Raw genomic sequence first — 18,761 nt, 5'->3', positions numbered from 1 at the left:
ATGGATATCGCCAAGCTTCGAAAACATCCGGTCGCGGTGCTGGCCGCCGGCGCGCTGTTGCTGGCCGGCTGCTCGTCCTCGCCGCCCGCCGCCCAGCCGTCGGCGAGCTTCGGCTCGGGCGCCAGCGGCATGCCCGGAATGCCGGGCATGAGCGGGATGCCCAGCGCACCGGGCCCGACGTCGGCCCCGGCGTCGGCCACCGGGTCGCCGGCCGCCGCCACGGGCGACCAGGTCAGCATCGACAACTTCGCCTTCGCGCCGGCCACCTTGACCGTCAAGGCGGGCGCGACCGTCACGTGGACCAACCGCGACGAGGAACCGCACACCGTGGCCGCGAGCGACGGGTCGTTTCATTCGCCCGGAATGGGAACGGGAGCCACGTATTCGCACACCTTCGGCGCGGCGGGGAAGTTCGACTACGTCTGCTCGATTCACCCGATGATGCACGGCACGGTGGTGGTGACGGGATGAACGACCCGAACACGATGACCCGCCGCCAGCTCATCCGGCACTCGGCGTGGTTCGGCGCGGCGGTCGGGTTCGCCGTCGTCGGCGGCGAGGTGATCTCGCACGTCGCCGGCGCGGCTTCGGCCTCGCACGCCGGCGCCCGGCCCACGCTGCGCTTCGCCCAGGTAAGCGACAGCCACATCGGCTTCTCCGGCCCGCCGAACCCGGACGTCACGAGCACCTTCGGCCACGCGATCGACGAGATCAACAACCTCGGCTACACACCGGATTTCGTCATCCACACCGGCGACCTCACGCACCTGGCCAGCCCCGAGCAGTTCGACCAGGTGAAGCAGATGATGACCAAGTTCAAAACGCCGCACATCTTCACGGTGCCCGGCGAACACGATTCGGTCGACGACGCGGGACAGAAGTACCGGAACGCATTCGGCGCCGGAACCCGCGGCGACGGTTGGTATAGCTTCGACATCGCCGGAGTCCACGTGATCGCGCTGGTGAACACGTTGAACCTGAAGAAGCTGGGCCATCTGGGCACCGACCAGCTGGCGTTCGTCGAAAAGGACGTCGCGGGGCTGCCGAACGATACGCCGATCATCGTGTTCAGCCACATTCCGCTGTTCGCGATGTACCCGGATTGGGGCTGGGGCACCGACGACGCCGGCCAGGCGCTGAGCTACCTGAGCCGCTTCTCGTCGGTCACCTGCCTCAACGGGCATGTGCACCAACTATTTTCCAAGACCGAGGGCAACGTGACGTTCTACAGCGGCACGACCACGGCCTACCCGCTGCCGCATCCCGGCGACGGGCCGGCGCCCAAGCCCGTCACGCTGCCGGCCGGCAAGCTGCGCGACGCCCTGGGGGTTCGCGAGGTCAACTACACCAAGGGGCAGACCGCCCTGGCACTGAAAGAGACGACGCTGCAATGAAACTCTTGCTCCGGCTCGGCCTGGCTGCCGCCCTGGCCGTCAGCGCCTTCAGCCACGCGTACCTGTATGTCCACGGTTACCAGCACATTCCGATGATCGGCACCAGCTTCCTGATCCAGGCCAGCGTCTCGTTCTCGCTGGCCCTGCTGGTCGCCGCGGGCGGTCCCTGGTGGGTGGAATGGTCCGCCGCCGCGCTCGCCGGTGGCTCGCTTGTCGCCTTCGTCCTGTCCCGAACCGTTGGGCTCTTCGGCTTCACCGAGCGCGGGTGGGAGCCGGCGCCCCACGCGGCGCTCTCCGTGATCGCCGAAGCGCTGTGCGTGGCGCTGTGGGCGGCCGCGTTCGTCCGGTGGCCCCGGCCGAGCGCGGCGGGCCTCCGGACGAAGGCGAGCGCCGCCGCGCCCTGAACGTTTTTGCAGATGCGTTACGGGACCTGCTGATCGAAAACCGTTGTGCCGACGCCCGTTGGGCTGAAGTCGGTATAGATCGGCATCTCGGTGTAGGGAAAGTTTCCGCTGTTGAAATTCGTCGGAAGCGTGCTGGAAAAAACCTTCGGGGTGTATGCGGTGGTGGTCGCGTCGGTGATCGTCTGTGTGTACAGGACAGTGGGCTGGGGGGCCCCGGTGTCGACGGCGACGGTAATCGTCGTTCCCACCGGCACGGGGCTGTCGATCGGAACGTTGGGGAGTAGGGACTGCGGTACAAATCCGTAGGACCCGCCGGAATCGATAATGCCCGTTACCGGAATGTAGTTGGTTCCCCCGTCGACCGACAGCACCAGCCCGGTGGCATTCGGCGCCCCGTTGACGGCGGCGATGGCAGGGAGCGGGTTGGCTCCGAACTGGAAGTAGTCCCTGGGCTGGTTGATCAGCACGCCCTCATTCAGCGGATCCGGCAGCGCCTGCAAGGAGGTGTTCGGGAAATCCCCCTTGGCCACTGTATTTTCCCCCATGCCGATGAGGGCGCGCCATTGGTTCTGCGGGATGACGTACGTCTTCGTCGGCGTGGAGTACGCCTCGTGTGTGATCACGCCGATCTCGGTGGGCTTGGTGACGATGCCATTGCCGAAATTCAGCTGGCCGTAATACAAGTCGTAGGTGTCGGCTTTCGTGTAGCCGCCGGCGCCGAAGTAGACGGTTTTATCGGTCGCTATCGGAGCCCCGAGGGCCGCCACATTGACGTACTGCTCCGGGACCAAGGTATAGCTGGCCCCGGTGTCAGCGGTCGCCCAGACGGGCGTTCCGCCTTCGACCATGATTTCGAGGCGCGGTTTGGTGCCGAACATCTGTAGCTCGGCGGTGGCCGGGCCGCCCACGGCGCCGGTGGCGCCGGCGTGGCCCCACAGCGCGCCGCCGGGGCCGCCCTGGCCGCCGGTACCGGAAAGAACCCCGCCCTGGCCGGGCGGCACCGGCGGCATGGGCGGCTGGGCGGCGCCGCCGATGCCTCCCGGCGCGGTGGGCCCGCCGATGCCGCCCGTGCCGCCGTTGCCCCACAACCACCCACCGGTGCCGCCGGTGCCTCCGGGCGCCGCCCAGCCGCCCATGCCGCCGGTGCCGCCCGTGCCGATCAAACCGGCCGGGCCGCCGGCGCCGCCGGGCGCGCCGACGGCGATGCTGTCCCCGCCCGTGCCGCCGTTGCCCCACAACAGTCCACCGGGCCCACCGGGTGTGCCTACCCCTTGTGCGGTGGTGGTGCCGTTGGCGCCGTTGCCGATCAGCGGGCGCCCCAGCAGCGCGTTGGTCGGCGCGTTGATGAGGGACAGCGCGTCTTGTTCCAGGCTCTGCAGCGGCGCCGCGTTGGCGGCCTCGGCCCCCGCGTAGGCGCCGGCACCCGCATCGAGGGTCTGCACCAACTGGGTGTGAAACGCCGCGGCCTGCGCGCTCAGCGCCTGATATGCCGAGCCGTGCCGCGAAAACAGGGTCGCAATGGCCGCCGACACCTCATCCTCGGCGGCCGCCAGCACTCCCGTCGTGGGGGCGGCCGCCGCCGCGTGGGCCGCGTTGATCGTCGAGCCAAGGTTCTGCAGATTCGCTGCTGCATCGGTCACCGTTTCGGGCACCGCGAACACAAACGACATCCGACCCTCCAGGAGCAATGCGTGTCAGTGTGCGGTCGCGGCCCGATGAGCGACAAGCGGATGTTAGCGACAACGTGTCGCGAAATTGCGTGTTTTCAAAGCGAATTCACGTGTCGAAAATCGTGGTCCCGGTGCCGCTGGGGCTGTACGAGAGGTAGATGGGATCTTGCAGGAAGGGAGCGATCCCGGTGTTGAAGTTGCCGCCAAGCAAACTCGACACGATGGAGGTCTGTTGTGAACCGACCGTCGTCGTGTACAGCAACGTCGTCCCGTCGGGGGTGTAGACGGAAATGGTCGTTCCCGCCGGCAGGTATCCGCCGGCATTGGGAGGGTTGAGATTGTCCGGGACGGATCCGTACAGACCGCCCGAATCGATGAATGCGCCGGAAGTCGATTGGAGGGCCCCGCTATTGATTCGGATGTCCAGGGTGGTGGAGGGGGCGCCGGTAACGGAGCCAATGGCGGGCAACGGGTTTGTACCGAACTCCATTACGCCCTTGGGTTCATCGATCAGCACACCCTGACCGAAACTGCCGGGCAATGCCGTCACGGGGCTGCTGCCGAGTGGTCCGGCGGGATTGACCCCCACGCCCAGGATGGCCGGCACTTGCGAAGTTGGAACCGGACTTGAAAAGAAGAAGTCGATGGTTTGGGTCGCGGAGGTGGCCACGGCGACGGTGGTCGGCTGGGTGACGATTCCGTTCCCGAAATTCACCGTCGTCGCGTAGGTGGTGTAGTTCACGGTCAAGGTATCGCCGGGTTCGCCGTATACGACGCTACCGCTCCCGGTGGGCGGCCCGAGGGTCGCCGTGTTCACGTCCTGGGGCGGGAGAATGAGACCCCGCGACCCGGTATCGACCACCACGGACGCCGTCGGTCCCCCGCCCACCGAGAGGTTCGCGATGATGTCGTTGTTTTGCACCGTGATTGGGACCGTGGCCACGCCGGGGGCGCCGGTGGCACCGGCCACACCTCCCAACAAGCCGCCCCGGCCGCCCGGCGGCAACAGCACCGCCACCGGGCGCGCCGGTGGCGGTGCTGTTGCCGCCGTTGCCGCCGTTGCCGGACAGGAATCCGCCGTTGCCGCCGGGCGTTCCTATCCCTTGGGCGTTCGTCGTCCCGTTGGCGCCGTTGCCGATCAGCGGGCGCCCGAAAAGCGCGTTGGTCGGCGCGTTGATCAACCCCAGCACGTCTTCCTGGAGGGTCTGCAGCGGCGACGCGTTGGCGGCGTCGGCGGCGAGATAGGTGCCCGCGCTCGCGTTGAGGGTCTGCACCAACTGGGTGTGAAAAGCCGCCGCCTGAGAACCCAGCGCCTGATACGCCGTGGCGCACCGCGAAAACACCGCGGCGACGGCCGTCGACACCTCATCGCCGGCCGCCGCCAGCACCCCCGTTGTGGGTACGGCCGCCGCCGACTGGGCGGTGTTGACCGCCGAACCGATGCCCGCCAAACGCGTTGCCGCATCGGCCATCACATCGGGAACCGCAAGCACAAACGACATCCGACCCCCCCAAGCAATGGCTCACGTGAAGCGGTCGCCGCCCGACTACAGCGACAAGCGTGATGGTAGCGCCACCGGTTGGCGAAAGTGCTTGTTTTCAAGCGTGATTCGGTTGCGCCTCAGGAGGTAGCGGAATCCATCGCCCGCAGGCGCTTGAGCGAGAGTCTGGCGCTCCACGCCGAAGCGGCCGGCGAGAGGCGTTCGAGGTACCAAAACGCCTTCCACCAGCCCGGCACGATGATGATCGCGTCACGGCGTGATACCGCACGAAGGACACGCGCGGCGAACTTTTCGGGCGCCAACGGCCGCATCGGCTCCCAGAACTTGAGCAGCGCCGCGTCCCCCGCCCCGGTCTTTGCCATCCGTCCGTACCTGCCGCCGGTGAGGATCGGGGTGCGGATGGCGCCGGGGCACAGCACCGACACCGACACGCCGTGGCGCCCGGCCTCCAACCGCAGCGCCCGCGAGATCGCGACGACGGCGTGTTTGGCGGCGGTGTAGCTCACGGCGCCGGGCGAGGCGAGCAGCCCGGCCATCGAGGCCGTGTTCACGATGTGGCCCGAACCCTGGCGGATCATCACCGGATACACCGCTTGGATGCCGTGCACCACGCCGTGCAGGTTCACGTCCAAGACGTCGTTCCAGTCGTCGAGCGTGTACGAGTCGACCTCGCCGCCCACGCCGATGCCGGCGTTGTTGAACAGGTAGTCGATGCGCCCGGATTGCTGTACCGCCTGGGCGACGGCGCTTTCGAAAGCGGGGTAGCTGCGCACATCGAGTTCGATCGCGTGCGCCTGCGCGCCGCGGTTGCTCAGGCGTTGCGCCAGCTCCTGCGCCGCCTCGAGCTGGCGATCGGCGATCCACACCTCGGCGCCCGCGTCGGCCAAGTTGGTGGCCAGCGCGGCGCCGATGCCCGACGCGCCGCCGGTGACGAATGCGACCTTGCCCGAGAAGCTCGACGCCATGGGCGAAGGATACTCGGCTACGGGCAGGTGACGTTGACTTCGAAAGGCTTGTGCACCTGGGCCCCGGCGTTGTCGGTGCCGCTGGCCGTGCCGGTGATCTTGTAGGTGCTGCCCGTCTTGGTGGCGGTGGCGTTTTCGCCGGGCACCCCCTCGGTAAAGCTCATGACCACCCCGTCGACGGTGCCGAGCCCCGCGCCGTGCACCACCGACGCGTCGGGCTCGAGCCCGACGATGATGCCGGTGGCCATGTCTCCGACCGCGATAGAGAACTTGCCGTTGTTCGTGCCGCACACCACCGGGCCGCTGACGTTGTGGGGCTGGCCGCCGATGGTGACCCGCACCGGCCCGGCCGCGGCGGCAGTGCCGGATGGGGTCGCGCTGGAAGATGTTGCGCTCGAAGCGTTGTCGCCCTTGGCGCAGCCGCCCAGGCCCGTGGCGACGGCCGCGGTCGCGATGGCGATCAGCACCCCGCGTCTCATCGATCGCTCACGTATCGCGCAGCCCGGCGACGAAGCGCTGCGTCTCCTCCCAGGTGGGCAGGAGGCCGGAGGCGCGCACCTCCTCGAAGCTGGGCGCCGCGGCGTCGCGGTCGGACAGCGTGGGGGTGGCGCCGCCGACCAGCGGCCAGTCGATCGCCAGCTCCGGGTCCGTGGCGCAGATGGTGTGCTCGCGCTGCGGGTTGTATTCCGACGAACACAGGTACATGATCGTCGAATTATCTTGCAGCGCAAGGAACCCGTGCCCCAGGCCCTCGGAGATGTAGATCGTCCGGCGGTCCTTGTCGTCGAGCAGGACGGAGTCCCACTGGCCGAAAGTCGGGGAGCCGACCCGGGTGTCGACGACGACGTCAAAGACCGAACCGGACACGCAGGTCACGTATTTCGCCTGGCTCGGGGGCACCTGTGCGAAGTGCACGCCACGCAGCACGCCGGCCGCGGACACCGAACAGTTGGCCTGCCGGACGTGTAGCCGATGGCCGGCGAACTCGGTGAACGCGCGGTCGGTCAGCCATTCGAAGAACATGCCACGGGAATCGCCGTGGATGGTGGGGGTGATCTCCCAGGCGCCTTTGACTTTGAGCTCGCGCGCCGCCATGTCACTGACCCCGCTCTTCGTAGCGGCCCTCGGTGGCGTCCTTGAGGGGCCGCCACCACGACTCGTTGGCGCGATACCAGTCGATGGTGGCCCGCAGGCCCTCTTCGAAGTTGGCATGCTTTGGCGCCCAACCCAATTCGTTGTACAACGACGTCGGGTCGATCGCGTACCGCAGGTCGTGGCCGGCGCGGTCGGTGACGTGGTCGAAGTCGTCGGGGTCGTGTCCGAGCGCCTGCAGGATCGCGCGCATGACCGTCAGGTTGTCGCGCTCGCCCTCGGCGGCGATGAGGTAGGTCCGGCCGTTCTCGCCCTTTTCCAGGATTCGCCGGACCGCGCTGTTGTGGTCGTCGACGTGGATCCAGTCCCGAACGTTGGCGCCCGAGCCGTACAGCTTGGGGCGCCGCCCGGTGAGCACGTTGGTGATCTGGCGCGGGATGAACTTTTCGACGTGCTGGTACGGCCCGTAGTTGTTCGAGCAGTTGGAGATCGTCGCGCGCACGCCGTAGGAGCGCACCCAGGCCCGGACCAGCAGGTCGCTGGCGGCCTTGGTCGCGGAGTAGGGGCTCGACGGGTTGTAGGGAGTGGATTCCGTGAACCGGCTGGGCTCGTCGAGCTCGAGATCGCCGTAGACCTCGTCGGTGGAGACGTGGTGCAGCCGGACGTCGTGCCGCCGCACCGCCTGCAGGATCGCGAAGGTCCCGACCACGTTGGTCTGCAGGGTCGTCCACGGGTCTTCCAGGGAGTTGTCGACGTGGGTCTCGGCGGCGAAGTGCACGACCGCGTCGGACTCGGCGACCAGCGCGGCGACCAGCGCGGCATCGGAGATGTCGCCCTTCACCACCGTGATGGCGTCCTCGACGTCGGCCAGCGACTCGCGCCGCCCGGCGTAGGTGAAGGCGTCGAGCACCGTCACGGAATCCTCGGGGTGCTCCCGCACCGTGCTGTGCACGAAATTCGCGCCGATGAAGCCGGCTCCACCGGTGACCAGCAATCGCATGGTCACACACCCTAACCGAGCCGGATGATCAGTTTGGGGCGGTTAGTCCTAATGGCCCCGCCAGCCCGCGCAACGCCGACAGCAGCGCCTCGTCGTTCGGGGCGCCCAGCACCTGGACGGCCACGTGATCCGCCCCGGCGTCGCGGTGTTCCCCGAGGCGCCGCGCGATGGCCTCCGGGGTGCCGTAGGCCACCACCGCGTCGATCAGCTTGTCGCTGCCGGGCTTGCGCACGTCGTCCTGGGTGAACCCGAGCCGCAGCCAGTTGTTGACGTAATTGCTCAGGCCCAGGTAGCGGTCGGCTGTTTGGCGGCCGACCGCCCGTGCCTCGTTGGCGTCGGTGGTCAGCACCACCTTGTGCTCCGGCGCCAGGAACACCGAGTTGCCCAGCTGTTCGCGCGCCTTGGCCGTGTGTTCCGGCGTGGTCAGGTACGGGTGGGCGCCGGCGCTGCGCTGCGCGGCCAGCGCCAGCACACGCGGGCCGAGCGCCGCGAGCACCCGCCGGCTGGTCGGCACCATCGCGGCGTCGAGCGCGTCGAGGTAGCTGACCAGGGCGTCGTAAGGCTTGACGTACTCCTCGGTGTGCTCCCGGTGGCCCACCCCGACGCCGAGCAGGAACCGACCCGGGTGGGCGCTTTCGATGCGCGCGTAGGACTCGGCGACCGCCGGCGCCGGCGCGGACCAGATGTTGACGATCCCCGTCGCCAGCTGCAGCGACGCGGTCCGCTCCAGGGCCGGGTCGACCCAGGCCAGATCCGCGTCCGGCGATCAGCCGATCCAGACCGCGCCGTAGCCGAGCGCCTCGATCTGGGCGGCCAAGTCGGGCGTGATGGAGCGGCTGGGCAGCCAGACCCCGAATCGTCCCAGGTCGGGTTTCAATGCCACTGCCTCGGTCATTGGTGTCCCCCTCGAAGTCGGTCAGTTCAGTCCGAGCGGCCCCGCCAATTCGGCCAGCGCCGACACCAGGTTTTCATCCTTGGTGAGGACCTGCACGGGCACGTGGTCGGCGCCCGCGTCGAGGTGCTCGTTGAGCCGCGCGGCGATCTGCTCGGGCGTGCCGTAGGCCACCACCGAGTCGACCAGGCGGTCGCTGCCCGGGCGCACGACCTCCTCCTCGGAGTAGCCCAGCCGCTTCCAGTTGTTGCGGTAATTGGCCAGGTTGAAGTAGATGTCGAGCGCCTTGCGGCCCACCGCCCGGGCCTGTTCCGCGTCGGTGGTCAGCACCACCTTGTGTTCGGGCGCCAGGAACGCCGACGGGCCGATCAGCTCGCGGGCCTGCGCGGTGTGCTCGGGAGTGGTCAGGTAGGGGTGCGCGCCGGCGGCGCGTTCGGCCGACAGCTTCAGCACCCGGGGGCCCAGGGCCGCCACGACGCGCCGGTTCGCCGGCACGCCGTACTCGTCGAGCTGGTTCAGATATCCCACGAGCGCGTCGTAGGGCTTGCGGTACTCGGTGTGCGCCTCCGGATGGCCGACGCCGATGCCCAACAGGAAGCGGCCGGGGTAGGCCTTGTCGATGCGGTGGAACGACTCGGCCACCGGCCCGGCGGCCGCGGTCCAGATGTTCACGATGCCGGTGGCCACCTGCAACGTGGTGGTGGCCTCGAGCAGGGGCTCCACCCAGGCCAGCTCGGCGGGCGGGGAACCGCCCACCCAGACGGCCCCGTAACCCACGGATTCGATCTCTTTGGCTTGCTGGGGCGTCACGCCGCGTCCGAACGATCCGAACCGGCCGAGGTTGGGTTTGCTTGCGTCAGAGGCGGTCATGGTTGTTCCCAACCGGCCGCGCGGGGCGGCTATTCCGGAAAACTCACGTCGACGGCGGGCGGGAGCTCGAGCGGCAGCAGGACGATGAACCGGGTGTCGCCGGGTACGGATTCGACCCGCAGGTCCCCGCGATGCTTCTTGACGACGATGTTCCACGCCAGGTCCAGCCCCAGCCCCGTCCCCTCGCCGACCGGCTTGGTGGTGAAGAACGGCTCGAATATCCGCTCGCGCACGTCGTCGGGGATCCCCGGTCCGGTGTCGCGGATCTCGACCCGCGCCATCTTCTCGCCTTCCCGGCAGGTGCGGATGGTCAGCGTGCCGCCCCCGTCGCGCATCGCGGCGAGGGCGTTGTCGATGATGTTGGTCCACACCTGGTTGAGATCGCCTGGGTAGCAAGGGAGTTCGGGAAGGGACTTGTCGAAGTCCTTGACCACCGTGATCGCGGGCGCGTCCTTCGTGGCGTCCTTGCCCAGCCGGTCGGCGAACATCGTCAGCGTGCTGCGCAGCAGTTCGTGGACGTCGGCCACCTGGAACGGCGCCCGGTCCATCTGCGAGTACTGCTTGGCGTCGGCGACCAGCGCCGAGATTCGCTTGCTCGCCTCCAGGAGCTGGTTCAGCAGCAGCTCGCCCTCGACGGTGTAGGTGAGCCAGCGGATCGCCTTTTCCAGCGAGGTCGACGCGTCGAGTTCGTCGGTCGTCGCGGCGATCCTCTCCAGCCACGCGGTGTCGATGCCGCCCTCGACGAAGGTCGGGGCGATGTCCCAACCGCCCTCGACGCCGTGCTCGTCGAGCCATTCGCCGACGGCGTCCTCGAGGTCGGCGGTCTCGATCGCCGACAGGTTCGCCGACGCCGACTTGGCGACCTGGGCCGCCACCTCCTCCTGCAGCCGCACCAGGGCGCGCAGCGCCTCGGGCGTGACGGTCCCGTCGGCGAGCATCGCCAGTTTCTGGCGCATTCCGGCGACCCGCTCGCGCAGCTCGGCGGCGGCCCGGACGGTGGCCGCGGCGGGGTTGTTCAGTTGGTGGGTCAACCCGGCCGACAACTGGCCCAGGGCCAGCAGCTTCTCCCGGTTGTCGATGATCCGCCGGGTCCGCTCGGTGCCCACGGCGATCCCGTCGAGCAGGTGGACCGCCATCGGGAACTGGTCCTGCATGAAGCGGGCGAACGCGGGCGCGTCCAGCACGAAGAACCGCGACGGCTTGGTCACCCGCACCGAGGTGCTGTAGGCCTGCTGCTGCTCGCCGGTGAACGCCTGCCAGGCGCCGCAGTACACCCCGCGCTGCGACGTGCGGTTGGTCTCGATGTCCTGCCCGCCGGAGAGCTTCGACATCACCAGCTCGCCCTCGATGAGGACGTAGAAGCACGTCGCGGGTTCGCCCTCGACGCAGATCGGGCCGGGTTCGTACTCCTGGATTTGCCCGTCGGCGCACAGCGTCGCCAGCTGTTCGTCGGTCAGGGCCTCGAACAGGAACAGGCTGCGCAGTTCGTCGGGCCGGCAGGGCGTCTTGGCGGTCATGCTTCGGCGAGGTAGCGGTGCACCAGCATCACGGCCATCGACCCCTCGCCGACGGCTGCCGCGACGCGTTTGGCGGACTCGGCGCGCACGTCGCCGGTGGCGAACACGCCCGGCACGCTGGTCTCCAGGTGGTGCGGCGGGCGGTCCAACGTCCAGCCGCACACGTTGCGCAGGTCCGGTCCGGTGAGGATGAAGCCGCGGTCGTCGCGGGCGACCACCCCGTCCAGCCACTCGGTGCGCGGGGCGGCGCCGATGAAGATGAACATCCGGGCGCAGGTGACGTCCTCGGTGTCGCCGGTCCGGTTGTCGACCAGGGTCAGCCTTTCCAGATGGTCGTTGCCGACGGCGCGCTGCACCTCGGTGCAGGTGCGCACGGTGATGTTGGGCCGCTGCCTGATCTGCTCGATCAGGTAGTAGGACATCGACGACTCCAGGGACGCGGCGCGCACGGCGATCGTCACGGATTTCGCCTCGCGGGACAGATACATCGCGGCCTGCCCGGCGGAGTTGGCCCCGCCGATCACGTACACCTCCTCGCCGGCGCACTCCGTCGCGATGGAAACGGCCGCCCCGTAGTAGACGCCCCGGCCGGTCAGCTCGGTGCATCCCTGGGCCGACAGCTGCCGGTACGCGACGCCGGTGGCCAGGATGACGGAGTGCGCATCGATCGAGCCACCGTCGGCGAACCGCACCGTGCGCTTGGAACCGTTGACCTCCAGCGCGGTGGCGGCGCGGGCGGTGATCAGCTCCGCGCCGAACTTCTCGGCCTGCCTGCGCGCGCGTTCGGCCAGCTGGCCGCCCGACACCCCGTCGGGAAAGCCGAGGTAGTTCTCGATCCGCGAGCTCTGGCCGGCCTGACCGCCCGTCGCGGTGCGCTCGATCAGGACCGTGCGCAGCCCCTCCGACGCACCGTAGACGGCGGCGGCCAGGCCCGCGGGCCCGCCGCCGATGACGATCAGGTCATAGAACGCCTGCGACGGCGTGGTGGTGAGGCCCAGCGTGTCGGCCAGCTGCGCGTCGGTGGGTTCGACGAGGGTGTCGCCGCGTTCGGTGACGACGACGGGCAGCCGCAGGCAATCCGCGCCGGCGGCCTTCAGCAACCGCTCGCCGTCGGGGTCGTCGGCCATGAACCACGAGTAGTGCAGGCCGTTGCGGGCCAGGAAGTCGCGCACCTGCCAGGACCGCTCCGACCAGCGGTGCCCGATCACCTTGGTGTGCGGGATGGGATGCTCCGGCGCCGCCCGCCAGGCGTCCAGCAGCCCGTCGACGACGGGGTAGAACTTTTCCTGCGGCGGGTCCCACGGCTTGAGCAGGTAGTGGTCGAGGTCGACGACGTTGATCGCGTCGATGGCCGCATGGGTGTCGGCGTAGGCGGTCAGCAGGACGCGCCGCGCCGCCGGGTAGAGGTCCATCGCCTGCTCGAGGAACTCGATCCCGCTCATCTGCGGCATTCGGTAGTCGGCGATGAGCACCGCGACGGTCTCGCCCCGCAGTTTGAGCTCCTTGAGCGTCTCCAGGGCGTCGGAGCCCGACTCGGCGCGCACGATGCGGTGCCGGTCGCCGTACTGGCGGCGCAGGTCCCGGGCCACCGCGCGCGAGACCGAGGGATCGTCGTCGACGGTCAGCAGGACGGGCTTGCGCGGTTGCCCGGTGGCGGCCGACGGCTGCGCAGGGTCTCGAGGATTTGTCATCGGCGTTAAGTATGCGCTTGTCAGGCGCCGTGCGGTGGGTCGAGAAGGCCGGCCGGATTCCTCTCGCAGCGATTTTGGCCGGGGCCGATGACCAGGTATCGTTAGGGAACGGTGCGGTTTCGCGCCGACTTTTTGCGTGCCCAGTCCCTAGGAATTTCCTGTCACCGGCTCACGTTCGAAGTCGGTGCATACGTCGCGCCGATCCGGGCGCTTACGCGAACGAAACGAATGACGAGGATTGCTGACAAGTATGGCCAAGAAGGACGGTGCCATCGAGGTCGAGGGCCGCGTGGTCGAGCCCCTGCCCAATGCGATGTTCCGCATTGAGCTGGAGAACGGTCACAAGGTGCTCGCCCACATCAGCGGCAAGATGCGGCAGCACTACATCCGCATCCTTCCCGAGGACCGGGTGGTGGTGGAGTTGTCTCCCTACGACCTGTCCCGGGGCCGCATCGTGTACCGGTACAAGTGACAAGCCCGAACCACCACCGACGAGAAGACAGAACAGGATCGACCAGCCGTGAAGGTGAACCCCAGCGTCAAGCCAATCTGTGACAAGTGCAGGGTGATCCGTCGGCATGGGCGGGTCATGGTGATCTGCTCCGATCCGCGCCACAAGCAGCGGCAGGGCTAGCGGCGATCGCAAGCGCGGCGTAGCCGGGCGAAGCGGGTCGCCGCGGTGTAGTGAGCAAGGCGCCGCCCCAACACAACTGAATGCTGACCTCCCAGCACCACTGAACGGATACGCCGTTCATCCACGCCCGGACGGAGGCCGGGCCCCACCTCAAACCTGGGGCGGGAACGGACTGGGATAAGACCTCCGCCTAGAAAAAGAGGAAACGCCACCTATGGCTCGACTAGTAGGCGTCGATCTCCCGCGCGACAAGCGGATGGAGATCGCGTTGACGTACATCTTCGGCGTCGGGCGAACCCGCGCCAACGAAATCCTGGCCGCCACCGGCATCGACAAGGACCTGCGCACCCGGGACCTCACCGATGACCAGGTGACCCACCTGCGTGACTACATCGAGGCGAACCTCAAGGTGGAGGGTGACCTGCGCCGGGAGGTGCAGGCCGACATCCGCCGCAAGATCGAGATCGGCTGCTACCAGGGCCTGCGGCACCGCCGCGGCCTGCCGGTGCGCGGCCAGCGGACCAAGACCAATGCGCGCACCCGCAAGGGCCCGAAGCGCACCATCGCGGGCAAGAAGAAGGCCAGGTAAAACCGGATGCCACCAGCAAAGAAAGCGCAGGCAAGCTCCGCTAAGAAGGGGCAGCACAAGACCCGGAAGCGGGAAAAGAAGAATATTCCGCACGGCGCCGCGCACATCAAGAGCACGTTCAACAACACGATCGTGACGATCACCGACCCGCAGGGCAACGTCATCGCCTGGGCGTCGTCGGGCCACGTCGGCTTCAAGGGCTCGCGCAAGTCGACCCCGTTCGCCGCCCAGCTGGCCGCGGAGAACGCCGCGCGCAAGGCCCAGGAGCACGGCGTGCGCAAGGTCGACGTGTTCGTGAAGGGCCCGGGCTCGGGCCGCGAGACCGCGATCCGGTCGCTGCAGGCGGCGGGCCTGGAGGTCGGCGCGATCTCCGACGTCACCCCGCAGCCGCACAACGGATGCCGTCCGCCGAAGCGCAGAAGGGTCTAGGGAGAAAGATCATGGCTCGTTACACCGGACCCATCACCCGCAAATCGCGCCGGCTGCGCACCGACCTCGTCGGCGGCGACCAGGCGTTCGAGAAGCGCCCCTACCCGCCCGGCCAGCACGGCCGCGCGCGGATCAAGGAGAGCGAGTACCTGCTGCAGCTGCAGGAGAAGCAGAAGGCCCGCTTCACCTACGGCGTGATGGAAAAGCAGTTCCGCCGCTACTACGAAGAGGCCGTGCGCCAGCCCGGCAAGACCGGTGAGGAACTGCTGCGCATCCTTGAGAGCCGGCTGGACAACGTCGTCTACCGCGCCGGCCTGGCGCGTACCCGGCGGATGGCCCGCCAGCTGGTGAGCCACGGCCACTTCAGCGTCAACGGCGTGAAGGTGGACGTCCCCAGCTACCGGGTGTCGCAGTACGACATCATCGACGTGCGGGACGGCTCGCTGAACACGGTGCCGTTCCAGATCGCGCGGGAGACCGCGGGCGACCGCCCGATCCCGAGCTGGCTGCAGGTCGTGGGGGAGCGCCAGCGCATCCTCATCCACCAACTGCCCGAGCGCACGCAGATCGACGTGCCGCTCACCGAGCAGCTGATCGTCGAGTACTACTCGAAGTAAAGACCCCCTGCGCTGGACCCAGCGCAGGTCTGCGGGGATCGCAAGCGCGGCGAAGCCGGGCGCAGCGGGTCGCCGCGGGACAACACAGCGGCATCAAATAGCGGGTGCCGAGAAGGAGAAGAAGAAACACCATGCTGATCTCACAGCGACCCACACTGTCGGAGGATGTCCTCACCGACACCCGGTCCCAGTTCGTCATCGAGCCGTTGGAGCCGGGATTCGGTTACACCCTGGGCAATTCGCTGCGGCGCACGCTGCTGTCGTCGATCCCCGGCGCGGCCGTCACCAGCATTCGCATCGACGGCGTGCTGCACGAGTTCACCACCGTGCCCGGCGTGAAGGAAGACGTCACCGACATCATCCTGAACCTCAAGGGCCTGGTCGTGTCCTCGGAGGAGGACGAGCCCGTCACCATGTACCTGCGCAAGCAGGGCCCGGGCGAGGTCACCGCGGGTGACATCGTGCCGCCCGCCGGCGTGACCGTGCACAACCCCGACATGCACATCGCGACGCTGAACGACAAGGGCAAGCTCGAGGTCGAGCTCGTCGTCGAGCGCGGCCGCGGCTACGTCCCGGCGGTGCAGAACCGGGCCTCCGGCGCCGAAATCGGCCGCATACCGGTCGATTCCATCTACTCGCCGGTGCTCAAGGTCACCTACAAGGTGGACGCGACCCGTGTCGAGCAGCGCACCGACTTCGACAAGCTGATCCTGGACGTCGAGACCAAGAGCTCGATCACCCCGCGCGACGCGCTGGCGTCGGCCGGTAAGACGCTGGTCGAATTGTTCGGCCTGGCACGCGAACTCAACGTCGAGGCCGAGGGCATCGAGATCGGGCCGTCGCCGGCCGAGGCCGACCACATCGCGTCGTTCGCCCTGCCGATCGACGACCTGGACCTGACCGTGCGGTCCTACAACTGCCTCAAGCGCGAGGGCGTGCACACCGTCGGCGAGCTGGTCAGCCGCACCGAGTCCGACCTGCTCGACATCCGCAACTTCGGCCAGAAGTCCATCGACGAGGTGAAGGTCAAGCTGCACCAGCTGGGCCTGTCGCTCAAGGACAGCCCGCCGACCTTCGACCCGTCGGAGGTCGCCGGCTACGACGTCGCCACCGGCACCTGGTCCACCGAGGCCGCCTACGACGACCAGGACTACGCGGAAACCGAACAGCTGTAACGCCCGTCCGGTGACGATGCTGCCGTGCAGCGGCCGCGGAGGAACCGGAGACCTCTAACAGAAGTCCGTCCCGGCCCTACCTGATACGGGGGTCGGCCCCACTTAGGAGATAGTGCAATGCCCAAGCCCACCAAGGGCCCTCGCCTCGGCGGGTCGTCCTCGCACCAGAAGGCCCTGCTGGCCAACCTGGCCACGTCGCTGTTCGAGCACGGCCGGATCAAGACGACCGAGCCGAAGGCTCGTGCGCTGCGGCCGTACGCGGAGAAGCTGATCACGCACGCCAAGAAGGGCACGCTGCACAACCGTCGAGAGGTTCTCAAGAAGATCCGCGACAAGGACGTCGTGCACGCCTTGTTCGAGGAGATCGGGCCGTTCTTCGCCGACCGCAACGGCGGTTACACCCGCATCATCAAGGTCGAGGCGCGCAAGGGCGACAACGCCCCGATGGCCGTGATCGAGCTGGTGCGCGAGAAGACCGTGACGTCGGAGGCCGACCGGGCGCGACGGGTCAAGGCGTCGAAGAAGGTCGACGCGCCCGTCGCGGCGGCGGCCGCGCCGCAGGCGGCGGTCGAGCCCGAGGCGGCGGAGGGTCCGACGGCCGAGGAGGTCTCGGAAGTCACCGAGCCGGCCGAGACCGAGGCCACGGAGGCCGAAGCCACGGAGGCCGAAGCCACGGAGGCCGAAGCCACGGAGACCGAAGCCACAAAGGCCGAGGCCACGGAGACCGAAGCCACAAAGGCCGAGGCCGCCGCTGAGGAAAAGCATGACGAGGCCGTGGCCGCGCGGGCAGAGGCCGAGGCCGCCGAGGCGGACGACGAGGCTGACGAGAGTTAGCGACCCGGATCTTCAGGTCCGTCTGCGGCTCGACATCGCCTACGACGGAACGGAATTCGCGGGCTGGGCTGCCCAGGCCGGGCAGCGGACCGTCGCCGGCGTGCTCGACGAGGCGCTGACGACGGTCTTTCGCGCTCCAGTGCGGGTGCGCGCGGCCGGGCGCACCGACACCGGGGTCCATGCCACCGGGCAGGTGGCCCACGTCGACGTGCCTGCCGACGCGCTGCCCCACGCGTACCCGCGCGCCCCGCGCGCCGGTGAGCCGGAGTTCCTGCCGCTGGTGCGCCGCCTGGGCCGGTTTTTGCCCACCGACGTCCGCGTGCTCGACATCGCCCGGGCCCCAGCGGGTTTCGACGCGCGGTTCTCGGCGCTGCGACGTCACTATGTGTACCGGCTGTCGACGGCGCCTTACGGGGCGGAGCCTCAGCTGGCCCGCTACGTCACCGCGTGGCCGCGCGACCTGGACGTCGACGCGATGGCCACCGCGTCGCGGGACCTGCTGGGGCTGCACGACTTCGCGGCGTTCTGCCGCCAGCGGGAGAACGCCACCACCATCCGCGACCTGCAGCGGCTGGACTGGTCACGCGACGGCGACCGGGTCACCGCGCACGTCACCGCCGACGCGTTCTGCTGGTCGATGGTGCGGTCGCTGGTCGGGGCGCTGCTGGCCGTCGGCGAGCATCGGCGCCCCGTGCCCTGGTGCCGCGAATTGCTTTCGGCCACAGACCGATCCAGCGACTTCGCCGCCGCGCCGGCGCAGGGGCTGACCCTGGTCGGCGTCGACTACCCGCCCGACGACCAACTGGCCGCGCGGATTCTGATCACGCGGGATCTGCGCACGCCGGGCTAGACCCGGCTCGCGACGAAACTGGCGGCCTGGTTGGTCAATCCGGGCACGTAACCCAGGTGGGCGCTCCACTTGTTTCCACTCGAGCAGATCGGGTCGCCGGTGTTGCACAGGTCGATGGTCTTGCCGTCGAAGTCCGGGGTCAGGGCGCTCATCAGCCCGCCGGCCCGGGCCGACGGGTTCCCGAACAGGGCGACGGCGGCGACATGATCCGCCGCGGCGGCGGACAACGGCTGGTGGAATCCGAGGCCGGGAAGCGGTGCGGCGGTGACGATGTCGATGACCGCGGCGCCCTGGGAGTAGCCGCCGAGCACCATCTTGGTTTTCGGGCAGTTGTTGGCCATCTGCTGGACGTGGTTGCTGGCGTCGTTCGCGCCGTCCGTGGCCGCCAGGAAGTCCTTGTTGGCTGGGTAGTTAACCCCGTACGCGCCAACGCTTTTGCGGGTGTCCTGGCGCAGCGAGTTGACGAAGGCCTGGCCCACCTTCCCGACGCCGGGGGGCTCGTCGGTGCCGCGGGCGAACACCACCTCGACGTCCGGGCACGCCGCCGAGGCCAGCGGCAACAGCTTTCCGACGACGAAAAGCGCGACCGCCGCGAGGAATGCGGCGGTCAGCCCCAAGCGGATAAGCCTCACACGA

Annotated in this window: 20 protein-coding genes and 3 pseudogenes; 11 read left to right on the top strand and 12 right to left on the bottom strand. The window is 68.6% G+C overall.

Annotated features, from left to right (window positions below):
• From MTAB308_RS11365 to MTAB308_RS11355, 3 genes are read left to right on the top strand one after another with little or no spacing between them, the layout of a single operon-like run.
• Positions 1 to 471, top strand: coding sequence for a cupredoxin domain-containing protein (locus MTAB308_RS11365; RefSeq protein ID WP_425436244.1), 471 nt, complete (start codon positions 1 to 3; stop codon positions 469 to 471).
• Positions 468 to 1,394 carry a metallophosphoesterase family protein gene (locus MTAB308_RS11360; protein WP_077099522.1) on the top strand — a complete coding sequence of 309 codons (927 nt, stop codon included), beginning with the start codon at positions 468 to 470 and terminating at the stop codon, positions 1,392 to 1,394. The genes MTAB308_RS11365 and MTAB308_RS11360 overlap by 4 nt, the downstream gene beginning before the upstream one ends.
• Positions 1,391 to 1,798, top strand: coding sequence for a hypothetical protein (locus MTAB308_RS11355; RefSeq protein WP_077099521.1), 408 nt, complete (start codon positions 1,391 to 1,393; stop codon positions 1,796 to 1,798). Before MTAB308_RS11360 ends, MTAB308_RS11355 begins: the two co-directional genes overlap by 4 nt.
• A 17-nt stretch (positions 1,799 to 1,815) precedes the next feature.
• Here the strand turns inward: MTAB308_RS11355 and MTAB308_RS30460 are convergent, their stop codons facing one another.
• The 11 genes and pseudogenes from MTAB308_RS30460 to MTAB308_RS11300 form a co-directional block, all read right to left on the bottom strand.
• Entirely contained in the window at positions 1,816 to 3,468 is a 1,653-nt protein-coding gene (locus MTAB308_RS30460) for a PecA family PE domain-processing aspartic protease (RefSeq protein ID WP_077099520.1), read from the bottom strand.
• A gap of 106 nt (positions 3,469 to 3,574) precedes the next feature.
• Positions 3,575 to 4,357 carry a PecA family PE domain-processing aspartic protease gene (locus tag MTAB308_RS11345; RefSeq protein WP_245831372.1) on the bottom strand — a complete coding sequence of 261 codons (783 nt, stop codon included), beginning with the start codon at positions 4,355 to 4,357 and terminating at the stop codon, positions 3,575 to 3,577.
• 54 nt (positions 4,358 to 4,411) lie between these two features.
• Positions 4,412 to 4,970, bottom strand: a pseudogene (locus tag MTAB308_RS30280) (PE family protein); the annotation flags it as partial.
• Between the two features lie 119 nt (positions 4,971 to 5,089).
• Positions 5,090 to 5,935: an SDR family oxidoreductase gene (locus tag MTAB308_RS11335; RefSeq protein ID WP_077099519.1), complete on the bottom strand. Its 846-nt coding sequence runs from the start codon at positions 5,933 to 5,935 to the stop codon at positions 5,090 to 5,092.
• Between the two features lie 17 nt (positions 5,936 to 5,952).
• Positions 5,953 to 6,414 carry a lipoprotein LpqH gene (locus tag MTAB308_RS11330; RefSeq protein ID WP_077099518.1) on the bottom strand — a complete coding sequence of 154 codons (462 nt, stop codon included), beginning with the start codon at positions 6,412 to 6,414 and terminating at the stop codon, positions 5,953 to 5,955.
• A 7-nt stretch (positions 6,415 to 6,421) separates the two neighbouring features.
• Entirely contained in the window at positions 6,422 to 7,030 is a 609-nt protein-coding gene (gene rfbC, locus MTAB308_RS11325) for a dTDP-4-dehydrorhamnose 3,5-epimerase (RefSeq protein WP_077099517.1), read from the bottom strand.
• 1 nt (position 7,031) lies between these two features.
• The gene (gene rfbB, locus MTAB308_RS11320; protein ID WP_077100138.1) at positions 7,032 to 8,027 is read right to left on the bottom strand and encodes a dTDP-glucose 4,6-dehydratase; all 996 of its coding nucleotides are present in this window, start codon (positions 8,025 to 8,027) and stop codon (positions 7,032 to 7,034) included.
• A 28-nt stretch (positions 8,028 to 8,055) separates the two neighbouring features.
• Positions 8,056 to 8,922, bottom strand: a pseudogene (locus tag MTAB308_RS11315) (LLM class F420-dependent oxidoreductase).
• Between the two features lie 21 nt (positions 8,923 to 8,943).
• Positions 8,944 to 9,789 (bottom strand): LLM class F420-dependent oxidoreductase, encoded by an 846-nt coding sequence (locus tag MTAB308_RS11310; RefSeq protein ID WP_077099516.1) that lies wholly within the window; start codon positions 9,787 to 9,789, stop codon positions 8,944 to 8,946.
• 29 nt (positions 9,790 to 9,818) lie between these two features.
• On the bottom strand, positions 9,819 to 11,306 hold the full coding sequence (locus tag MTAB308_RS11305; RefSeq protein ID WP_077099515.1) for an ATP-binding protein: 1,488 nt from the start codon (positions 11,304 to 11,306) through the stop codon (positions 9,819 to 9,821).
• Positions 11,303 to 12,997, bottom strand: coding sequence for an NAD(P)/FAD-dependent oxidoreductase (locus MTAB308_RS11300; RefSeq protein ID WP_077099514.1), 1,695 nt, complete (start codon positions 12,995 to 12,997; stop codon positions 11,303 to 11,305). The genes MTAB308_RS11305 and MTAB308_RS11300 overlap by 4 nt, the downstream gene beginning before the upstream one ends.
• 250 nt (positions 12,998 to 13,247) lie before the next feature.
• Between MTAB308_RS11300 and infA the strand changes: the two genes are divergently transcribed.
• The 8 genes and pseudogenes from infA to truA all read left to right on the top strand — a co-directional run bounded on the left by infA (position 13,248) and on the right by truA (position 18,125).
• A complete protein-coding gene (gene infA / locus MTAB308_RS11295) occupies positions 13,248 to 13,469 on the top strand; it encodes a translation initiation factor IF-1 (protein WP_003418601.1) in 222 nt (73 codons plus the stop codon).
• A 48-nt stretch (positions 13,470 to 13,517) separates the two neighbouring features.
• A complete protein-coding gene (gene rpmJ / locus MTAB308_RS11290) occupies positions 13,518 to 13,631 on the top strand; it encodes a 50S ribosomal protein L36 (protein ID WP_003879483.1) in 114 nt (37 codons plus the stop codon).
• 214 nt (positions 13,632 to 13,845) lie between these two features.
• A complete protein-coding gene (gene rpsM / locus MTAB308_RS11285) occupies positions 13,846 to 14,220 on the top strand; it encodes a 30S ribosomal protein S13 (RefSeq protein ID WP_066907568.1) in 375 nt (124 codons plus the stop codon).
• A gap of 6 nt (positions 14,221 to 14,226) precedes the next feature.
• Entirely contained in the window at positions 14,227 to 14,649 is a 423-nt protein-coding gene (gene rpsK / locus MTAB308_RS11280) for a 30S ribosomal protein S11 (protein ID WP_066907570.1), read from the top strand.
• Positions 14,650 to 14,660: 11 nt separating this feature from the next.
• Positions 14,661 to 15,266, top strand: a complete 606-nt coding sequence (gene rpsD, locus MTAB308_RS11275) for a 30S ribosomal protein S4 (RefSeq protein ID WP_077099513.1) — start codon at positions 14,661 to 14,663, stop codon at positions 15,264 to 15,266.
• A 131-nt stretch (positions 15,267 to 15,397) separates the two neighbouring features.
• Positions 15,398 to 16,441: a DNA-directed RNA polymerase subunit alpha gene (locus MTAB308_RS11270; protein WP_068227101.1), complete on the top strand. Its 1,044-nt coding sequence runs from the start codon at positions 15,398 to 15,400 to the stop codon at positions 16,439 to 16,441.
• Positions 16,442 to 16,558: 117 nt separating this feature from the next.
• A pseudogene (rplQ, locus tag MTAB308_RS11265) lies at positions 16,559 to 17,119 on the top strand (50S ribosomal protein L17); the annotation flags it as partial.
• 85 nt (positions 17,120 to 17,204) lie between these two features.
• Positions 17,205 to 18,125, top strand: a complete 921-nt coding sequence (truA, locus tag MTAB308_RS11260) for a tRNA pseudouridine(38-40) synthase TruA (protein WP_083746506.1) — start codon at positions 17,205 to 17,207, stop codon at positions 18,123 to 18,125.
• Here the strand turns inward: truA and MTAB308_RS11255 are convergent.
• Positions 18,122 to 18,748: a cutinase family protein gene (locus tag MTAB308_RS11255; RefSeq protein ID WP_245831406.1), complete on the bottom strand. Its 627-nt coding sequence runs from the start codon at positions 18,746 to 18,748 to the stop codon at positions 18,122 to 18,124. The two genes, truA and MTAB308_RS11255, sit on opposite strands and share 4 nt — an antisense overlap.
• Between the last annotated feature and the right edge of the window lie 13 nt (positions 18,749 to 18,761).

The sequence above is a fragment of the Mycobacterium terramassiliense genome (assembly GCF_900157385.1).
Lineage (GTDB): Bacteria > Actinomycetota > Actinomycetes > Mycobacteriales > Mycobacteriaceae > Mycobacterium > Mycobacterium terramassiliense.
The sequence above is the reverse complement of the archived record's forward strand: the minus strand, read 5'-3'. Positions and strand labels throughout refer to the sequence as shown.